At 59.1% G+C, this 17,669-nt stretch carries 13 protein-coding genes and 1 pseudogene; 6 read left to right on the forward strand and 8 right to left on the reverse strand.

From position 1 onward, the window contains the following. Nucleotides 1-294: 294 nt before the first annotated feature. From JQ632_RS34855 to JQ632_RS34870, 4 genes are all read right to left on the reverse strand, one after another. Nucleotides 295-720, reverse strand: coding sequence for a lipocalin-like domain-containing protein (locus tag JQ632_RS34855; protein ID WP_212407260.1), 426 nt, complete (start codon nucleotides 718-720; stop codon nucleotides 295-297). Between the two features lie 187 nt (nucleotides 721-907). Next, the gene (locus JQ632_RS34860; protein ID WP_212407261.1) at nucleotides 908-1,900 is read right to left on the reverse strand and encodes an ABC transporter substrate-binding protein; all 993 of its coding nucleotides are present in this window, start codon (nucleotides 1,898-1,900) and stop codon (nucleotides 908-910) included. A gap of 132 nt (nucleotides 1,901-2,032) precedes the next feature. Further along, a complete protein-coding gene (locus JQ632_RS34865) occupies nucleotides 2,033-3,646 on the reverse strand; it encodes a hypothetical protein (RefSeq protein WP_212407262.1) in 1,614 nt (537 codons plus the stop codon). A gap of 442 nt (nucleotides 3,647-4,088) precedes the next feature. Next, nucleotides 4,089-5,834: an adenylate/guanylate cyclase domain-containing protein gene (locus tag JQ632_RS34870; RefSeq protein ID WP_312015697.1), complete on the reverse strand. Its 1,746-nt coding sequence runs from the start codon at nucleotides 5,832-5,834 to the stop codon at nucleotides 4,089-4,091. Between the two features lie 359 nt (nucleotides 5,835-6,193). On the opposite strand from JQ632_RS34870, the pseudogene JQ632_RS34875 reads away from it, so the two are divergent. Further along, nucleotides 6,194-7,762, forward strand: a pseudogene (locus JQ632_RS34875) (winged helix-turn-helix domain-containing protein). Nucleotides 7,763-7,898: 136 nt separating this feature from the next. Here the strand turns inward: JQ632_RS34875 and JQ632_RS34880 are convergent. After that, nucleotides 7,899-8,867, reverse strand: coding sequence for an ABC transporter substrate-binding protein (locus JQ632_RS34880; RefSeq protein ID WP_212407263.1), 969 nt, complete (start codon nucleotides 8,865-8,867; stop codon nucleotides 7,899-7,901). Between the two features lie 984 nt (nucleotides 8,868-9,851). Between JQ632_RS34880 and JQ632_RS34885 the strand changes: the two genes are divergently transcribed. Next, a complete protein-coding gene (locus tag JQ632_RS34885; RefSeq protein WP_212407264.1) occupies nucleotides 9,852-10,967 on the forward strand; it encodes an IS630 family transposase in 1,116 nt (371 codons plus the stop codon). A gap of 12 nt (nucleotides 10,968-10,979) precedes the next feature. On the opposite strand, the gene JQ632_RS34890 is transcribed toward JQ632_RS34885, so the two are convergent. Further along, nucleotides 10,980-11,309: a hypothetical protein gene (locus JQ632_RS34890; RefSeq protein ID WP_212407265.1), complete on the reverse strand. Its 330-nt coding sequence runs from the start codon at nucleotides 11,307-11,309 to the stop codon at nucleotides 10,980-10,982. A 486-nt stretch (nucleotides 11,310-11,795) separates the two neighbouring features. Between JQ632_RS34890 and JQ632_RS34895 the strand changes: the two genes are divergently transcribed. The 4 genes from JQ632_RS34895 (at nucleotide 11,796) to JQ632_RS34910 (ending at nucleotide 15,682) form a co-directional block, all read left to right on the forward strand. Next, nucleotides 11,796-12,926 (forward strand): ABC transporter substrate-binding protein, encoded by a 1,131-nt coding sequence (locus JQ632_RS34895; RefSeq protein WP_249152755.1) that lies wholly within the window; start codon nucleotides 11,796-11,798, stop codon nucleotides 12,924-12,926. 101 nt (nucleotides 12,927-13,027) lie between these two features. Then, entirely contained in the window at nucleotides 13,028-13,966 is a 939-nt protein-coding gene (locus tag JQ632_RS34900; RefSeq protein ID WP_409363531.1) for an ABC transporter permease, read from the forward strand. Next, nucleotides 13,960-14,748: an ABC transporter ATP-binding protein gene (locus JQ632_RS34905; RefSeq protein WP_212407266.1), complete on the forward strand. Its 789-nt coding sequence runs from the start codon at nucleotides 13,960-13,962 to the stop codon at nucleotides 14,746-14,748. Before JQ632_RS34900 ends, JQ632_RS34905 begins: the two co-directional genes overlap by 7 nt. Nucleotides 14,749-14,881: 133 nt before the next feature. Beyond that, nucleotides 14,882-15,682, forward strand: coding sequence for a class I SAM-dependent methyltransferase (locus tag JQ632_RS34910; protein WP_212407267.1), 801 nt, complete (start codon nucleotides 14,882-14,884; stop codon nucleotides 15,680-15,682). A gap of 29 nt (nucleotides 15,683-15,711) precedes the next feature. On the opposite strand, the gene JQ632_RS34915 is transcribed toward JQ632_RS34910, so the two are convergent. Next, on the reverse strand, nucleotides 15,712-16,302 hold the full coding sequence (locus tag JQ632_RS34915) for an alcohol dehydrogenase catalytic domain-containing protein (protein WP_212407268.1): 591 nt from the start codon (nucleotides 16,300-16,302) through the stop codon (nucleotides 15,712-15,714). 47 nt (nucleotides 16,303-16,349) lie between these two features. Then, nucleotides 16,350-17,102, reverse strand: coding sequence for a hypothetical protein (locus JQ632_RS34920; RefSeq protein WP_212407269.1), 753 nt, complete (start codon nucleotides 17,100-17,102; stop codon nucleotides 16,350-16,352). Nucleotides 17,103-17,669 lie beyond the last annotated feature (567 nt).

Below are 17,669 nucleotides of genomic sequence, written 5' to 3' on the forward strand. Positions count from 1 at the left end.
ATTTGCTGGCAAATTAATCAGCAAAGCATCTCACGTTCGAACATGATCTAGGAAGGCGGCCCTCACCGGGTGCTTACCAACCTTTGGGCTAGAGGCGACGTCCGTTGTGGGTCAAAAGCGTCGGTTTGGCCCGGAGCCGGTGGCTTCCGGTGTACCCCCGACTCCGGATATCTCGCTGCAATGCGCCAACTGACGCAATGGGCCAATCAGAGACTGCTGCTTAATCGGACAAGTGGGCCAACGGTGCGCCTGCCCACCGATCTTCCCACCGCCGCGCATCGATCCAAACGGAGATCAGGCCCTTGTCCAAGTGATGATGCCCCGTCCCGTCCGACCTGGAAACATAGGGTGGGTCTGCTGGCCGGTCGTGATCGAAAGAGTGTCGCCATCGAGCTTGAAAAACCGATTTTGCTCGGTGCCGTTCCAAGAGGGATGCCAGGCGAAATCGACATTACAGATGTACTTGTCTTCGCCTTCGGTCCTACAGTTGCCGGTATAGGCCATCATGCTCTTAAAAAGCGCTGCCCCGTCGGCGTCCTCCTTCGGTGGCACTCGATCCGAGCGCATCAGGATCGCTATCATCCGTCCCTCGTCGGTATGGATCAAATAACCCGACGGATTTGGGCCAAACATATCAATGCGCTCGCCGGTGTCAGCAGGTTCAAATTGTATGGCTTTTAGTTTCCAAGTGCCGATTAATGAGTTGTGATTTTGCGACATTCCCTATCCCTTGCTCTTCGCCAAGTGAGGTACATTCGCTCAATTGCTTGTAAGGCAACACACACAAAAACTAACGCACAAAGGGTTCTCTGGCCAGCGGCAATGTCCGTTCCGGGTCATTCGCGTCGACTTAGCCGCGTCTCAGCTGTGTCCGGTCTGGCCTTGACTGCTGACACCCTAAAAGTGCTTATTCGATTACTTCGTCAGCACGGACAAGGATCGATTGGGGAATGTTCAGGCCAAGCGCCTTTGCGGTGTTAAGGTTGACACCAAGCTCGAACTTAGTCGGTTGCTGGACCGGAAGATTAGCAGGCTTTGAGCCCTTCAGTATCTTGTCAACGTAACCGGCGGCGTCCCTGAGCATCGCCGGTGTGTTTGCGCCATAGGCCAACAGCGCACCAGCGCTGGCGAGCCCGAATGGCGGTGCCGCAAAGACCGCTGGCAATCGATGTTTGCCGGCCGCTGCGATAATTTGGAGACGGTTCGCGAAAAACATTCCTTCGATGGTTGAAACCAAGAGCCCATCGGCCCGTTGTTCGCTTGCCTGCGCGACAGCGCCTTCGAGGTCGCTAGGCCGGCGCGCCTCCACAGGAACGACGGTGAAGCCCAAACTTGAAGCCGCTGCCTGAACTTCCTTCAATACGAGCTTCGCATCGGGCGCTGCCGGGTTCACGAGTACGGCAAGTCGGGTCAGGCCAGGAATTACCTCCCTAAACAACTCGACGTTCTTGCCTACTTGCTCGACCATTAGATTGGAAAAGCCCGTAATGTTCCCGCCGGGCCGTTGAAGGCTTTGGACGAAACCGAATCCTACAGGATCTGATACGTTTGCCATCACGATGGGGATCGATGTGGTTGCTTGCTTGAGGTGCCGCACTATTGCCGTTGACGGCGCTACGATAACATCGACCTTGAGGCTCACCAGGTCTTCCACAATGGCGGGCGCGAGTTCGACTTTCCCCTCAGCATAGCGCGCTTCGATTGCGATCGTCTCGCCCTCGACGTAACCCAGATCGCGTAACCTTTGGCGAAACGCCTCGTGAAAAGGTGCGACCACCGACTGGGGCGCGATCCAAATAATACCAATACGCGATGGCGCTCCCGACTTTTGCGCACGCGAGGCGCGCGGCCACGCCATCATGCTACCAACAAGAAAATAGATGAAGTCGCGCCGCCGCATCTAACCGTTCCCTAAGGCCCCAGGTCGGAGAGCATCTCGCGTAATAGTACGCCTGGCAATTTACGGCCGACTGACTTGAGAGTATTGCGCGGCGCTTTCTCTGAAATCAGCCAGTTTCTGATCAGTGCGCGATCATGCAAAGAGGAAATCGAAGGAATGCAACGCGCTAAGCTGTACATTAGCGAGTACGAGCTCATCGTTGTGATCAAGGGAAATGACTACGCTGTTGCCGCTTTGGCGGCTATGTGCCGCCAAAGTAGCAAAATTTGAGAAGAATTGGGAAACGTCAATCAGGTCGTGGTGACTTCCCGTACCGGTGGCAAAATCCGCAATTTGCGTCGTTCCAGATCCGTTTTCGACGCGAACGAGATCATCGCCGTCACCGAGGAAGAGGTTACCAAAAAGGCTGCCCGCGCTGCCGAAAACGAACGTGTCTGATCCACCTCCAAGAACAACATCTCCAACGATCAGACCATGATTGATGACGGTCTCACTCCCATCTCCTCCACTAATTGCAACGTCCACGCCTTTGATCAGGCCCCGATTCTCGACAAGCGATGATAGTTCGGCATTATCTACGCCATCACGAACAATCATATTCAATTCTATCGCCGCAGAGCCAGCATGATTGCTCGTGATCGTGCCACTGCGCTCGTTCGCAATCGACACCTCGTCACCGGATACGAGCACGCCCGACGCTCGGACTAACCCAAGCAGATCACTGTCTGCGCCTCCGCCATTGGCCGTAACTTTTCCACTATTGATCAGTTCATTACCGTTGCCAATCAAGACGATGGCGGCAGATCCATCGCCCAGCGTCGCGATCGAGCCACTGTTGTGAATCTGACCGCCCGTGGCCGTTAGCGCGGCTCCAAGGAAATTCGGCAACCCCAGCCCAAGCGCGACGCCAAATGACGACGTGCCATCGACCGAAATCTGACCGACATTGACGATCTGAAGGTCAGCTCCTTCAGGGGTAAACGGACCGCCTGTAGCGCTCATCGCGATTGAACCGCTTCCGCGCACGGCTATCGTGCCATCGTTATCGATGAAATGCCCTACACCGCCTGCAGCTATTCCAAAACCGTTCTGTGCGTTCACGACGATAGAACCGTGATTGTGCGCCTCGGAATCTTCTCCCTGCAGAGTAATGCCTTGATTGAAATCACCGGCCAGGCTCACGCGTCCCCAATTGATAATGGATGCGTCAGTTCCTCTGGTCAGCAAGGCTGCGTTGTCCGTGCCGCCCACGTCTATTGCACCACGGTTTACGAGTTGGCCCGCGTTGCCGAGGATTCCAATTACGATCGACTCGATGCTGGCGCTCTCCACATCGCCCGCGTTCAGGATCGAGCTGTTGTCACCAATGCCGACTATTGCCGACGCAAAATCGCCATCGACGCGGATGCTGCCAAAGTTAGAGATACGGAACGCGTTGCCGAATACGTTGATGGCATCCGATGTTACGGTCGGCTCGTCATTGCCCGAGGTGTGTATAGAGCCGAAATTGTCGATGCGCGCGCCGGAGCCCTCAACAAAGATTCCCATAGCGCCGAGGCCGCTGGTTTCGATCTGCGCGAAGTTGGAGATCGACACGTTACTTGCAATGGCAACGATCCCGTCCCCCAGATCGCCGGCCGTCGTCAGATTACCAAAATTGAGAATATGCTCTCCCTGCGTCGAGGTTGTAATTGCATCCTCGTCGAGGCCTGATTTGGCGATCTGCTTGATATTGATGATTGCCATATTCCACTCCCCGGTCACTGCGTTACCGCTTCACCGTTGTGTCGAATGGACGGAGGCACTCCTCTGCGAAACGCTCACCCTGTGGCGAGACGGTCCGAAAGTTTCATTTTAGCTTCGCATTGGGAACTCTTCTCGTCAACACGGTGGAAGAGGTGAGCGTGAATAGGATGTTGTTTGAAAAAGCAGGGAAATTTGTCTCAGGTCGCATCGGCAGATTGTAGCGCGTTCTCTTTACTCGCGGCGCAACCATGCTTTCGCAGTTGCATATCGGATCGGGGTCAAAATGCGAAGAACCCAACTTGAGCAAATCCAATCCGCTCTGCATCGTTAAGCGGACCTCAATGGAGCGCATCTTCACGTCGCCGATGGGCCACTTCCGGACTCATGCAACGCAGCAATTACGTCCTATTCGATCACCTTGTCGGCGCGGGTGCACGCGGGCTCATTCGGGCAACCCCGCTTTCCGAAGGCCCTCAATGAACAGCTTCGCCCTTGCCAGTCCGCCCCAGGCGATCAACGGAGATATTGTAAAGGCGGGATCAAGCTCAAGCACACGCATCGCCGCCTCACGCGCCTCAGCATCGCGTCCGAGATGGGCGAAAGCGGACGCGAGACAACGGTAAGCTACCGGAAGGGAGGGGTTGTGGCGCTGAGCTTTCTTCCCTGCCACGATGGCCTCGTCAAAGCGACCGAGCTCGATAAAGGCCAACCCCATCAGAGCAAACGTGTTGTGAAGCCGAGGGTCGACCGGGCTCATGCGAATGGCACGTTCAAGGCTTCGGAGCGCCTCCTCCCACAGCCCCGCAGTTCTATAGACCTGGCCTCTGCAGTGCCATGCCAGAAACGAATTTGGGTTGAGCGCAACCGCCCGATTAACCAATTCGATCTCGCTTTCACAATCGCCGACGATGAACGCAGTGATGGCGCTGGTCATCGCTAATATGTCCGGATCACCATCGTCGATGCTTAAAGCCAACCGAGCAAGCCTAACTGCTTCCTCGGCCTCGAATTGACGATCGCTCGCATAGCCCCAAAGGGCGTTTTGCATGTGACAGGCACCTGCCAGTGCGGCGACCAAGCCGAACCGAGGGTCCAGCTCCAAAGCGCGATGGGCCAGCCTGATCGTCTCGGCCACACCTTCGCGGGTCGTTAGGTAAGACTGCTGCAGAGCGCGGAGATAAAAATCATAGGCGGTGAGGTTCTCCGGTCGCCGCCGCGCCGCCATTGCAATTTCTGTTTGAAGCAACTTCGGCTGAATAGCTGAGACAACAGCGACCGTTACTTCGTCCTGGAGAGCAAAAATGTCCGTCAGGTCACGCTCGAACCGGTCCGCCCAAATATGCGAGCCCGTCACGGCATCAATCAACTGGCCTGAGATGCGAATTTTGCCCGCCGCCTTGCGTACAGAACCCTCAAGGACATAGCGCACGCCAAGCTTGCGTCCGACTTCCTTGATGTCAACGGCTTTGCCTTTGAACGTAAAGCTCGAATTCCGAGCGATCACGAACATCCATTTAAAGCGGGAGAGCGCGGTAATGATCTCCTCAACCATTCCGTCCGCGAAGTATTCCTGCTCAGGATCGCCGCTCATATTCTCGAACGGCAGCACCGCGATGGAAGGCTTGTCCGGGAGTGGAGGAACCGCACTTAATCTCTCGAATGGCGCGCTATGCGCTCCGGCGCATACCGCATACGCGCGGACCGGTTTGAAGATGTTCTTGAGCTGTTGTTCGCCCCGGTCCTCGAAGCCAACGTCCAGCTTACCTTCGACCTCGCTATACACCTTTTCGGAAATCAGGATGCCCCCTGGATCGGCGGCCCCCTCCAGCCGGACAGCAATGTTGATCCCGTCGCCATAAAGTTCTCCGTCCTGCCCAACGATAACGTCACCAAGGTTTAGCCCGACTCGTAACCTTAGAGGACTACCTCCCGAGGCGAGATGATCCTGCATCTCAACTGCGCATCTCATGGCGGCCAAGGGACTGGCGAACTCGGCGAGCGCGCCATCACCCGTTGTCTTGATAAGGCGCCCTTCGTGGCGGCAGAGGCTCGGCCCGATCAATTCTCGCTTGATCCGCTCGAACTCGGCATAGGTAGCTTCCTCAGCGCGTTGCATCAGCGCAGAGTAACCGACCACGTCAGCAGCCAAGATTGCAGCTAGTCGCCTTTGAACCCGCTGCTCGGTCACGGCACCCTCTAAACCGCCAGACTAACCACGCCGGGTGTGACGGAAGCAGTTTAGCACTTTGTTGCGCACCTGTGAGCGGTAATCGCAGGAGAGCCCCGATTGGCTCCAGTGGAATTTTCCGAGCCCGTGGCGCGGCAGCAATGAACGTGCGTCAACTCGGGAAGTCCGAGTTGGATCAGAACCGGAAAACCTGACCTCTCCGCTCAGCGTTCGTTCTACCCTCGAATCCAGACGTCGAGGCCGCCGCGCCACACTTCCGCTAGGGGCCCAACACCGGACTTCCCTCGGAACCACTCACAGCCTATTTTGCGCTGCAACTGGCACTAGAGCCATCGGCGCGGAACGCAAGGAACGGTAGCTTGCACTACTTCTTCGAGGATTTCGCTCTCGACACCGACCGGCGTGAGCTACGGCGGGGGGCTCACGTGGTCCCGACAACGCCGCAGGTCTTCGATCTACTCGATTATTTGATCCGGCATAGGGAGCGCGTCGTCAGCAAAGACGAGCTCATCGGCGCCGTTTGGAACGGACGTATTGTCTCAGATGCCGCGCTGACGACCCGCCTAAATGCCGCTCGCAGCGCAATTGCCGATACGGGCGAGAAGCAGCACCTAATCAAGACATTGCCACGCAAAGGCTTCCGCTTCGTTGGCGCAGTTCAGGAAGTGCAGAAGCCCGCAATTGCGCCGGTTAGCTCGGCGGCGCAGAACGACGACATGGCGCAAAAGCCGTTTTCGCCGCCTCGTCTTTCCATCGTGGTGCTGCCTTTCGCCAATCTCAGCGGCGATCCGGAGCAAGATTACTTCGTGGATGGCGTGACCGACAACCTGACGACGGACCTATCGCGCATCAGCGGCTCGTTCGTCATCGCGCGTAACAGCGCGTTTTCATACAAGGGTAAAGCCATCGATGTACGGCAGGTCGGACGGGAGTTGAACATCCGCTACGTGCTCGAAGGCACTGTACAGCGAAGTGGCAACCGGCTTCGGGTAAACGTGCAGCTTGTCGATGCCGAAACCGGCAATCACCTGTGGGCCGAGCGCTTCGACAAACCAGTTGCCGATCTGTTTGACATGCAGGACGAAATCGTGTCCAGGCTCGCCCATGCGCTACGCGACCAACTCAATGTAGCAGAGGCACGACGAGCGGAGCGCTCGCTACATCCAGATACACTGGACCTGATCTTTCAAGGTAGGGCCTGCTTTTGCAGGGGAACGCCCCCGAGCACCTGACACAGGCGAGCGACTTCTTCAATCGTTCCTTGGCCATCGATCACCAAAGTATCGGAGCATTGGTCGGCATTGCACTCGTCGAACTGACAATGGGGATGTCACTATTAACGGACGACCGAACCGCGCGCCTTTCGGCCGCCGAGACAAATGTGGTCAAAGCGCTCTCACTCGCTCCTGACCATGCGGGGGCCCACTCGATCTTGGGCGGAGTCTATATTTCTACAAACCGCGCAGCTCAAGGAATTGCTGAGTGCGAGCGAGCGTTGGCATTGGATCGCAATCTGAGTACAGCGCATGCACAAATAGGTCTCGCCAAATATTTTCTAGGACGTGGGGCAGAGACTGTCGCCCATATGAATGAAGCAATTCGCCTCTCTCCTCGCGATAACTTCGCCTACAGCTGGTTGATGGTGACCGGCTTCGCCAAGTTGCAGCTTAATGCGGACCGCGAAGCGCTCGACTGGTTTCTCCGCAGTATCGAAGCCAATCGAAATTATCCTTTAGCTCATTTTGGGCTTGCAGCTGCACTAGCGCTGCTTGGAGGCAAGAGCCGCAGCAAAGGCAGGACTTGCACTCAATCCAAGCTTTACCATACGTCGCTTCAGCGAGGGCGCATCGAGTGATAATGCAACCTACCTCGCCAATCGCCACCGCGTTGCTCAGGGCATGCGTATCGCAGGGGTGCCGGAAGCATGATGTCTGCAATCAATCGCGTCGTGTTTGGCCCGTTCCCAGATGTCCGCTTAACCCCTGACAGCGGCGGAATAGCAGGCATCCCCAAGCCGTCGCTTCGGCCCACAACCGGACCCATGCACGGCAGCAAAACAGCCCTCTATTCGATCACCTCGTCGGCGCGAGCGAGCAACGCAGGTGGTACGGTCAGACCGAGCGCTTTGGCCGTCTTCATGTTGATCACTAGCTCGAATTTGGTTGGCTGCTCTACCGGCAGATCGGAGGGCTTGGCGCCTTTGAGGATCTTGTCCACGTAGCCGCCGGCACGGCGGAACACATCGGCAAGATCGGGGCCGTATACGATCAATCCGCCATTGGCGAATGCTCGGGCAGGATAATTCGCGGGCAGATGATGCTTCGCTGCGAGTGCGACAACTCGCGGGGCGTGCTGAAAGGTCAGAGGACTGCCAAAAACCATGATTGCATCGGCGTGCTGGGCAGTGGCCGATGCAAAGGCGGTATCAAGTTCGTCAGCCGTCGTTGCCTCAACCGTCAGCAGAGTCACGCCAAGAGACTGTGCGGCGCGGGGCACCTCGTCGGTTAGCCGCAGCCTGTGTAGTGGATCGCTGGGGTTGATCAGGAGCGCAATTTTCGAGGCGCTCGGAACCAGCTCCTTGAGGACTTCTATTCGTTTTGCGATCCAACCTCCAGCTACCTGGTCGGTGAAGCCGGTAATGTTGCCGCCTGGGTGCGAAAGGCTTTGCACAAGGCCGAGCCCCACGGGATCGGCCACAGCCGCGAATACGATCGGAATGGTGGCAGTTGACGATTTCAGGGCTGCGGCCGCCAGGTGGTTGCCGGCAAAGAGCAGATCGGGCTTGAGCGCGATGAGTTCAGCCGCAAGAGCGGGTGCGCGCTCGGGATGGCTCTCAAAATATCGGTGGTCAACTATAAGATTCGTCCCCTCGACCCAGCCGTGATCGCGCAGGCCCTCGAGCCACACTTTGCCGATTGGCAAATTCTCGAAAGCGCCAAGCAATCCGATGCGGCGAGTTTTCCCTTGTGCTTGCGAGCGCTGTGGGCAAACGAGCAGCGCCGCAGTAACCGCTATGAACTCGCGCCGTTTCATTCGATCCTCACCGCACCTTGAGGACGGCGGGCGCAGAGTATCACCTCTCAATGGTCGTCGCACTCACTTCACGGCATGCTGCGTCGCAAATGCAGCGCGTGGCGGCAGTTCGGCTTTGGGTCAAAAACGCCGTTTTGACCGTTGTCCGGTCACTTCCGGTCTATCGCCAACTCCAGACGTATCAGTGCGCTGCGCTAACAAGCGCGATGGCGCCATGTGTGGACGGCTCCAGGTCGGCAAGAAGAATCTTCACGTCGCAGCATTGGTCGGAGCAGCCATCTGTTCGGCCTGTTTGCGCGGTTCAGATGACCGCTGGCCATAATGCCCTCCGCGGATCAGGTCCCGGTCAAAAGCACGCATTCAAAGACGCCATGGCCCAAGTGGGTTGTCCTGATCGCCGAATCGACCGGCACTGCATTACGTGCTGTTCGTCCTCCCAACCGTTACGTCACACCGGCGTGTCCGGCTGTAATCTCGTTTACGCCGTGAGAGCGGCGGGTTCCTGGTAGCGCTCGTTCCTGGCCATCATCGCCCATGCCATCCTGGCGAGTTTGTTGGCGAGCGCGATGGCAGCGACCCTGGTGGGTCGCCACGCCAACATCGCAGTGAGCCAGGGCCGATGCCGGGCGCCATGGATCTTGGCATAGCGGATCACGGGAGTGCGTCGGCGCGGAAGCGGCCTTCGAGGTCGTCCGGATGGAGTCATCCGCGTCGCTACGCCATTTAAGGCCGGTGTCTGCTCGTCCGTAACATCGGGGCCACTGAGAGGTTCTTGTGAGTTCCGGCCGAACTTCGTCGCGCAGGCAACCGATGTCGCCTTGGGGTCAATCTCGACATTCTTGCAGTTGGCCAGCCACGCCGTCACCTATACGCGCTAGCGCAGCAGATGACCTAGTGTCCCGAGTCACAAGTTCGCAATCATAGATTCGCAGTAGATTCGCGTCGCTGTGCCAAGGATGGAGGCAAACGGCGACGGAGTCTCCAATGGTCCAGCAACTTGCCCCCCTGATATTGAGCGATGGTGAGCGAGCCGAACTGACGTCGCTGACGATGCGGCGGAAGACGGCGCAGGCGCTGGCTCTGCGAGCCCGGATCGTGCTGACCTGTGCGGAAGGTGGCCAGAACACGGAAGTGGCGGCCAAGCTCGGGCTGGACCGGCAGACCGTAGGCAAGTGGCGGCGGCGTTTTATGGAGCAACGTGTGGCCGGGCTGCACGACGAGCCGCGTTCCGGCGCGCCGCGCACGATTGACGACGCCCGCATCGAAGCCGTGATCGTGAGGACGTTGGAGAGTTGCCCTGAGAACGCCACTCATTGGAGCTCCCGCGACATGGCGAGGACCAGCGGCCTATCGGTGTCGACGGTACAACGCATCTGGCGGGCCTTCGGGCTCCAGCCGCACCGGATGGAGACGTTCAAGCTCTCGACCGATCCGAACTTTGTGGCCAAAGTGCGCGATGTGGTGGGCCTCTACGTCTCACCGCCGGAGCACGCCATCGTTCTGTGTGTGGATGAGAAATCCCAAATCCAGGCGCTGGACCGCAGCCAGCCGATGTTGCCGATGCGTCCCGGCCAGGCGGCCCGAAGGAGCCATGACTACAAAAGGCATGGCACCACATCGCTGTTCGCCGCCCTCGATATTGCGACCGGACGGGTCATTGGAAAGTGCTACGGGCGCCACCGCACCGCCGAGTTCCGCAAGTTCCTGGACGAGATCGAAGCTGCCGTACCGCGCGAACTCGACGTTCATCTCGTCATGGACAATTACGTCACGCACAAGACCCCAATGATCCGGAGATGGTTGGCCAAAAGGCCGCGTTGGCACGTGCACCTGACCCCGACAAGTTCGTCTTGGCTCAACCAAGTCGAGCGCTTCTTCGCGCTCCTCACCGATAAGAAGATCAGGCGCGGCGTCTATCGCAGCGTAGCCGCCCTCAGGGCGGACATCGCCTCGTTCATCGAACGACACAACGCCGATCCCAAACCGTTCAGATGGACCAAATCCGCCGATGACATCCTTGCTTCCATCGAGCGCTTCTGCCGTTACAATGCCCCGGCAAAACACGGAGCGATGTTGCGAACTTCTGGTTCAGGACACTAGATCTGCTTGGGGTCATTTGGAGGCAACGGTCTCCTTGAACAGCTCAACCTTGCCGCGCGTGTTGTCTGTCACGGCAAAAACCTCGTATAAGTCGATCTGCGGCTTCATGCCGTAGCGCTGGATGATGCCCTCGAGCCACGGCCCGGTGTAGAACGCCTTGGCGTCCTCAATACGCTCCCACTGGTACACGCCGCCCGCCCAGCCGCTTTCGGACCAGATGAAGTGCTTGCTGATCAGCCCCGTCACCTCGCGGAAGTTGGGTGCGATCTTATGAAAGTGCTCGCGACACGCGGCGTGGTCGATCTGCGGCGGCAGTTTGTATCGTACAACGGCGGTAATCATGCGACCTCCTTGTAAGGATGCCCCGGCTCAATTGGCATTCCCGCGATCAAGCAAGCGAAGCGGGAAGCCGACATAGATCAAAAGCGCAAAGCCTAACCAGTAGTTTCCGTTCTGCTGCGACCAGCCGACTATCCCAGATCATGCTGACTTAGCGTTAGAAGTTAGACCGCGTCGCTGAATTCGCGCAACGCAGGCTCCATGCTGGTGCGTGCGCACGACCGAAATATCGATCATCTACCCCCGCCGATCGCGATTAAATGCGACGGAGGCTGCCGTGAGTAGGTCAATACGATTGACAAGAGCCTTAATCGCCGCGCAGCTATCTCCTTCCAATTTTTTGCGTTAATGTGAACCGCTTCACACTTGTGTAGCAGACGGGCTCGGATGATTGCCCAAAGGATGATTGCCCAAAGAGATAGGCGAGCAAAGGCCCCGCAAAGCGCAACCCGGTTCTATTCCATTCACACGCGAGTTTGGGAGCGACACATGGAAAAGCGCGAAATTGGCAACAGCTTGACGAAAGGTCTGTCCGAAGCGAAGCGGGGCGCCTTCTCCCGCCGCTCGGTGTTGACGTTGGTTTGCACCCTCGGCGCCACGGCGCCGTTTGGAATGTTTGGAGCGGCTCGCGCGCTGACGGCATCCGGGGCTGGATCGCTGTCTTATATTCCCGGCGAGCCTCTTATTTGCCGCGCCGCAGCGAGCAGTGAAGAGCTGCAGGGCCCACCCCGCCAACTCAAACTCGCCTGGAATGCGAACGCGGCGTGCACCGTCGCTGCGGCAGTCGCAAAGGAGCGGGGTATCTTCGCCAAGCACAACCTCGATGTCGAATTCGTCAATTTCGGCGGTTCGACTGACCAGTTGTTGGAGGCGATTGCAACTGGCAAGGCGGATGCCGGTTTGGGATTGGCCCTGCGCTGGCTCAAACCGCTGGAGCAAGGTTTCGACGTTCGGATCACCGCGGGTGTGCACGGCGGCTGCATCCGGCTCCTCGGCTCCAAGGCTGCGAATATTGACAGCCTGGAATCCCTGCGCGGCAAGGCTATCGGAATTAGCGATCAGTCGAGCCCAGCGAAGAACTTCTTCTCGATCTACCTCGCCAAAAAGGGCATCGATCCGGCCCAAGAGGTAGAGTGGCGCCAGTACCCGGCCAATCTGCTCGCGCTTGCCGTCGACAAGGGCGAAGTGCAGGCGCTGGCCGAGATAGATCCGCTGCCCTACCTCTGGCTCAAGGAAGGCAAACTCAACGAGATCGCGACGAACTTGACGGGTGAATTCGCCGACCGCACCTGCTGCGTTCTCGCGATACGTGGCGGCCTCACCCGAAGCGAAATGCCGGTGGCGGCCGCTCTGACTCGATCGATACTGGAGGGGGCAGACCTAGTTGCCAGCGATCCCGCCGATGCCGCAGCAATCTATTCGGGCTACGGCGGGAGAGGATCCGTAGAGGATCTCGCCACCATGTATCGCAGCCATACTCACCACAATCACCCGGTCGGGGCGACGCTCAAGAAGCAGCTTCTACTCTACACCGACGAACTCAAGGCAGTGAACGTCATGAAGCGAAGCACTGACCCGGCCAAGTTCGCCGAGCGGATTTATCTTGACGTTCTAAGCTGAGCCGATTGGGAAGATCCGCAGTGAGCTCGGTCATCGATGAAGTGCCGAGGCCATCAGAGAGATCGGGTTTCGGCTCACTTGAAAGCTCAACGACTCGATCGTTGATCGGCGGACTGTCTGTGGCCGCCGCATGGCTTGTGGTTGCCGCGCTCACTGCGTTCTGGCCGGATAAGCCCGAAAGCGATTGGACCTACACGGGCAGCTTCGCCATCGCCTGCGCCGTATTGGCCGTTGCCCTTGCCTTGGCAACCTTTGCCGGCGGTCGTTTTGTTGCTTTTCAGCGTCTCCAGCGGCTTTCCCCGTGGCTGTTTGCGCTCGCGCTGTTTTTTGCTGCCTGGGAGGCCGTCACGGCGAAGCGCGGATTGCTGCCGTTACCTTTCTTTCCGCCGCCGCAAGCCATCCTCGAAGTCGCAATCGACGATTGGGGGCGCCTGGCTGAAGGCATCTTCGCCTCAGCTCGTCTGCTCGCGAGCGGTTATTTTATCGGTGCGGCGGTGGGGTTCGTGACCGGCGTGGCGATCGGTTGGTCGCGGCTCGCCGGGTATTGGATTCACCCAGTCTTGCGGTTCATCGGGCCACTGCCCGCGACGGCTTGGCTGCCGCTGGCATTTTTCGTTTTCCCGTCGAGCTTCAGCGCCAGCATTTTCCTGATTGCGCTCGCCACTGGGTTTCCGGTCACCGTGCTCACCTGGTCGGGCGTCGCCTGCGTGAAGAGCGCCTATTACGATATTGCGCGGACCTTGGGCGCAACCCAGCGCTTCCTCGTGCTCAAGGTTGCCATTCCGGCGGCAATGCCGCATGTCTTTGTCGGCCTGTTCATGGGACTCGGCAACTCGTTTGCGGTTCTTGTCGTAGCCGAAATGCTGGGCGTGAAGGCGGGGCTCGGCTGGTATCTGCAATGGGCGCAGGGTTGGGCGGCCTATGCCAATATGTACGCCGCGCTGCTGGTCATGGCGCTCTTGTGCTCTGGGCTGATCACGCTGCTGTTCCGCTTGCGTGACCGCCTGCTATCCTGGCAGAAAGGTCTAGTGCGATGGTAGCGGCGGTCGCAAGCGATCACGCGGTCCGTGGATCGACGCTAACGCTCCGCGAAGTGAGCCATCGCTTCAATTTCGAAGGGCAGCCCCTGCCGGTACTGGACCGCATTAGCCTGCAGGTCGGCCGTGGCGAGTTCGTCGCTCTCTTGGGCCCGAGTGGGTGCGGAAAATCGACCTTGCTGCGGCTGGTCGCGGGGCTCGACACTCCGACAGCCGGCTCCCTGCTGACGGAGGGAAGGGAGATCGAAGCACCCGACCCATCGCGCGTCGTCGTTTTTCAAGATCCCACGCTTTATCCATGGCGCACGGTGTGGAGCAACGTTGCGCTTGGTCTGGAAGCACGCGGCTTGCTGCGCACCCATCGGGGACGTATTGAAGACGCGTTGCGCCTGGTGGGGCTCACGGGCTTCGCCAATGCCTATCCGCACCAGCTTTCCGGCGGCATGGCGCAACGCGCGGCTCTGGCGCGTGCGCTTGTCAACGACCCGAAGCTGCTCATTCTAGATGAACCTTTGGGCCAGCTCGACTCGCTGACTCGCATCGCGATGCAGGCGGAACTTGTAGCACTTTGGCAGCGCTCGAGCTTCACGGCGCTGCTGGTCACGCACGATGTCGAGGAGGCTCTCCTGCTCGCCGGCCGCGTCATCGTGCTGAGCGACCGACCTGCACGGATCAAGGCCGAAGTCATCAACAGCCAGCCCTATCCTCGCCACCGGGGCGATCCGCACTTCGTTGAGCTTCGTCGCGAGGTGTTCGAGCATCTCGGCCTCGATGAGGCATGGTAGCCGTCAAACGGAGCGCGCCGTGACAGATCTTCTCATACGCATCATGGAGCAGCCGCACGGCGCGCTCGCCGCGATTGCAACGCGATTGCTTTAGCGGCTTGGTAGCAAACTTGGCGAGCGCACGGAGACTTCGATGACCTCGGAATTCAACGTCCACAACGCTGCGGGCTATGAGCAGCTCATGGGCCGCTGGAGCCAGCGACTGGCGCGGCTATTCATCGACTTCACAGGGGTCGCCGACGGCGAAAAGATTCTCGACGTCGGCTGCGGCACCGGGAGCTTGACCTTCACGCTCGCCAAAGCCGCCGACCTCGCCGAGATTGCCGCGGTCGACTATTCACCGGTCTTTGTTGAGGAGGTGATCCGGCGCAACACGAACCCGCAAATCAAAGTCCGACAGGCGGATGCCTGCGCCCTGCCTTTCGAGGACGGCACGTTCGACCGCGCTTTGGCGCTTCTCGTGCTCCACTTCGTTCCCGAAGCCGGCAAGGCAGTAGCCGAGATGCGTCGCGTCGTTCGGTCGGGCGGTGTGGTCGCGGCAGCGGTGTGGGATCATCTCGGCGGCATGCCCGGCATGCGCATGATGGTCGACACGGTGGCGGCACTCAATGAAAGCGGGCGCCAGCTGCGCAGCCGCTATTGCTTTCAACCGATGATGCAGCCCGGCGAACTGAGACGGACTTTTGCCAAACAGGGTCTCGTGGATATTGCGGAAATGGAGCTGATGATCCGCATGGACTACCAAAGCTTTGCCGACTATTGGGGACCGATTGCCGCTGGCGAAGGGCCGCTCGGCAAATATGTGGCAGCGCTCGGCGCTGCGGAGCGAGCGCGCACCGACGCCGCCGTGCGCGATGCCTACGAGGCCGGCCGGCCCGATGGCCCGAGGTCCTTTGCAAACGTCGCGTGGGCCTGCCGTGGCATCGTTCCCTAGCTCGACGGTCAGAGCCGTCGTCGGACAACTTAGGAGCGCTGTTCTGTCTCGAAAACTCCAACCACAGCGCGAAATGACTTACCACCGGCTGCAGATCCGATTGGATGCAACGCCGCCGCACTCTTAATCGTGGCCAACTGCAGATTCGCTGAGTTGTCGTCCAAACTCCATTTTCCAATTCGTGCCACCGCTCTTGATGATCCTCTTGGCGCGCTCAAAAGCATGCTCTCGGCGGCATGATTACCTATGCAGACGGTCACGTCAGAGTGGAAGGGACAGACAGTAGCGACGGTCGCGCTGAGGCGTCCATTCGGCTGCAACGGCGCACGAAGATTTCGCGCCGGCCGCATTCGACCGTTAATGGTCATTCTGCGCGCTTTAGCGCTGAGCTGAACGTTTTCGCCGCAGGCGACGACAACCCCCGCGGCATCCATTCCCGGTACGTAAGGGAGAGTTGGCCGCTTCTGATAGCCACCGCAAATCATCAAGTAATCCGCGAAGCTGACGCAGACCGCATGGACGTCGATCAAAACCTCATCAGACCCCGGCCGAGGTTCAGGTGCCGCACCGATGCTCAACGCCCTGATCCCGTGGAAACCATTGCAGAGTATCGCGCGCATGTGTTCCTCCGCATTCCGTGGTCCAGCCTTCCGACGGCCGCAGCTCTCTATGTCTTTCCGAGCTGAACCTGCCGATCGACGACAATCCAGATGGCACGGCCGACTGCGAGCAGGTTCTCCTCTTCACCAAACAGCGCCGCCTCGGCGATGAGACGCCGGCCTTCGCTGCCAATTTTCCAGGACGTCACCACGCATCGCTCGCCCGGACGCGGTCGCCCGTCGATGCGCACCGAAAGGCGCCCGAGCAAGATCGGCAAAAGGTTGAAGTTGCCGGTTTCGGGGTCGTATTGGGATACGTAGCCGGTCGGACAATCCAGCGCGGACCACACGAACTCAGGTGCAACCAGGCCATCAGCGGCGGCGAGAGACGCGTCGGGCGTCCACGGTACAGCAAAGGCCCAGCTGCCGTGTTGTCGGGCCAATGGTCCGGCGAAAAGCCGCAGGCCGTCGCCCGGCGCCCGGTCAGGCCCGCAAACGAAGCACATCGGCAGCAGATGTTCGCGCGGCTTGACTGGAGTACGCTTCTCGGCCTCCACCGCCTCAGCGTAGGTCGCCCTCTCAAGCCGGCTCAGGTCAAGCGTGACGGCCCGGCCGACTGCTATTGTCGCCGTGCCCTGGCGTAGCTCCCATAGCCCCGTCCCGACCTCGACGAGATCCAGCTCGGTCTCCAGGGGCGGAGGGGCGCGCAAGGTTACTTCCGCGGCGCCGGCAATTTGACGCGCCAGCACCCCGCAGACGTAGCCGCCGTTCCCCGAATTCGGCGGACCACGAAAGCGGCGCGGGATCGTCATCGTCTGCATGCCATCCTCCCGCCGATACGACGGGATTGCACTTCCACTTTCCCGGAGCACGGCTCTTCATCTGCGAACAAACAAATCAGATAAGAGTCAGCGCAATCTCAATTCGAGACAATGGCACACACTGAATCGGGCACGGGCTATAATCCTAAAACGTAGGTCGAGATAGTGCGCCGAAGGTTCAATTTCTTCGGTTTTGCCCTCGACCCGATGAACGATTATGGGTCAATCGCGCCCATTTTTGCCGGCACGTTACTTCCGCTATTCCCCCGATAGCGGCGGTGGAGCGGACAGCGCGGCACTTCGCATTTGGTCCAATAGCGAACATCTGCCGCAGCCGGACGCAAGTCCAAGGCCGCTTCCCTCGGAACCACCACGACGGCTTATCCTTGCGCTGCAACTGTCCCAGAGCCGTCCGCGCTGCACGCAAGGAAAGATAGTTTGCGGTATTTATTTGAGGATTTCGTTCTCGACACGGATCGGCGTGAGCTACGGCGGGAAACTAACGTGGTCCCGAGAGCGCCGCACCACGCGGGGCAACGCCCCCGGTAATCGAAGAGCCGCTGGCGT

Origin of the sequence: Bradyrhizobium liaoningense (assembly GCF_018130955.1) — a bacterium.
In the GTDB taxonomy this organism is placed as follows: domain Bacteria; phylum Pseudomonadota; class Alphaproteobacteria; order Rhizobiales; family Xanthobacteraceae; genus Bradyrhizobium; species Bradyrhizobium liaoningense_C.

What these genes read in the sequence shown, in the direction of transcription:
- JQ632_RS34910 (WP_212407267.1), top strand. Translation starts at nt 14,882, where the DNA reads ATGACCTCGGAATTCAACGTCCACAACGCTGCGGGCTATGAGCAGCTC.
- JQ632_RS34905 (WP_212407266.1), top strand. Translation starts at nt 13,960, where the DNA reads ATGGTAGCGGCGGTCGCAAGCGATCACGCGGTCCGTGGATCGACGCTA.
- JQ632_RS34860 (WP_212407261.1), bottom strand. Translation starts at nt 1,900, where the DNA reads ATGCGGCGGCGCGACTTCATCTATTTTCTTGTTGGTAGCATGATGGCG.
- JQ632_RS34915 (WP_212407268.1), bottom strand. Translation starts at nt 16,302, where the DNA reads ATGCGCGCGATACTCTGCAATGGTTTCCACGGGATCAGGGCGTTGAGC.
- JQ632_RS34895 (WP_249152755.1), top strand. Translation starts at nt 11,796, where the DNA reads ATGGAAAAGCGCGAAATTGGCAACAGCTTGACGAAAGGTCTGTCCGAA.
- JQ632_RS34880 (WP_212407263.1), bottom strand. Translation starts at nt 8,867, where the DNA reads ATGAAACGGCGCGAGTTCATAGCGGTTACTGCGGCGCTGCTCGTTTGC.
- JQ632_RS34890 (WP_212407265.1), bottom strand. Translation starts at nt 11,309, where the DNA reads ATGATTACCGCCGTTGTACGATACAAACTGCCGCCGCAGATCGACCAC.
- JQ632_RS34885 (WP_212407264.1), top strand. Translation starts at nt 9,852, where the DNA reads ATGGTCCAGCAACTTGCCCCCCTGATATTGAGCGATGGTGAGCGAGCC.
- JQ632_RS34855 (WP_212407260.1), bottom strand. Translation starts at nt 720, where the DNA reads ATGTCGCAAAATCACAACTCATTAATCGGCACTTGGAAACTAAAAGCC.
- JQ632_RS34865 (WP_212407262.1), bottom strand. Translation starts at nt 3,646, where the DNA reads ATGGCAATCATCAATATCAAGCAGATCGCCAAATCAGGCCTCGACGAG.
- JQ632_RS34920 (WP_212407269.1), bottom strand. Translation starts at nt 17,102, where the DNA reads ATGCAGACGATGACGATCCCGCGCCGCTTTCGTGGTCCGCCGAATTCG.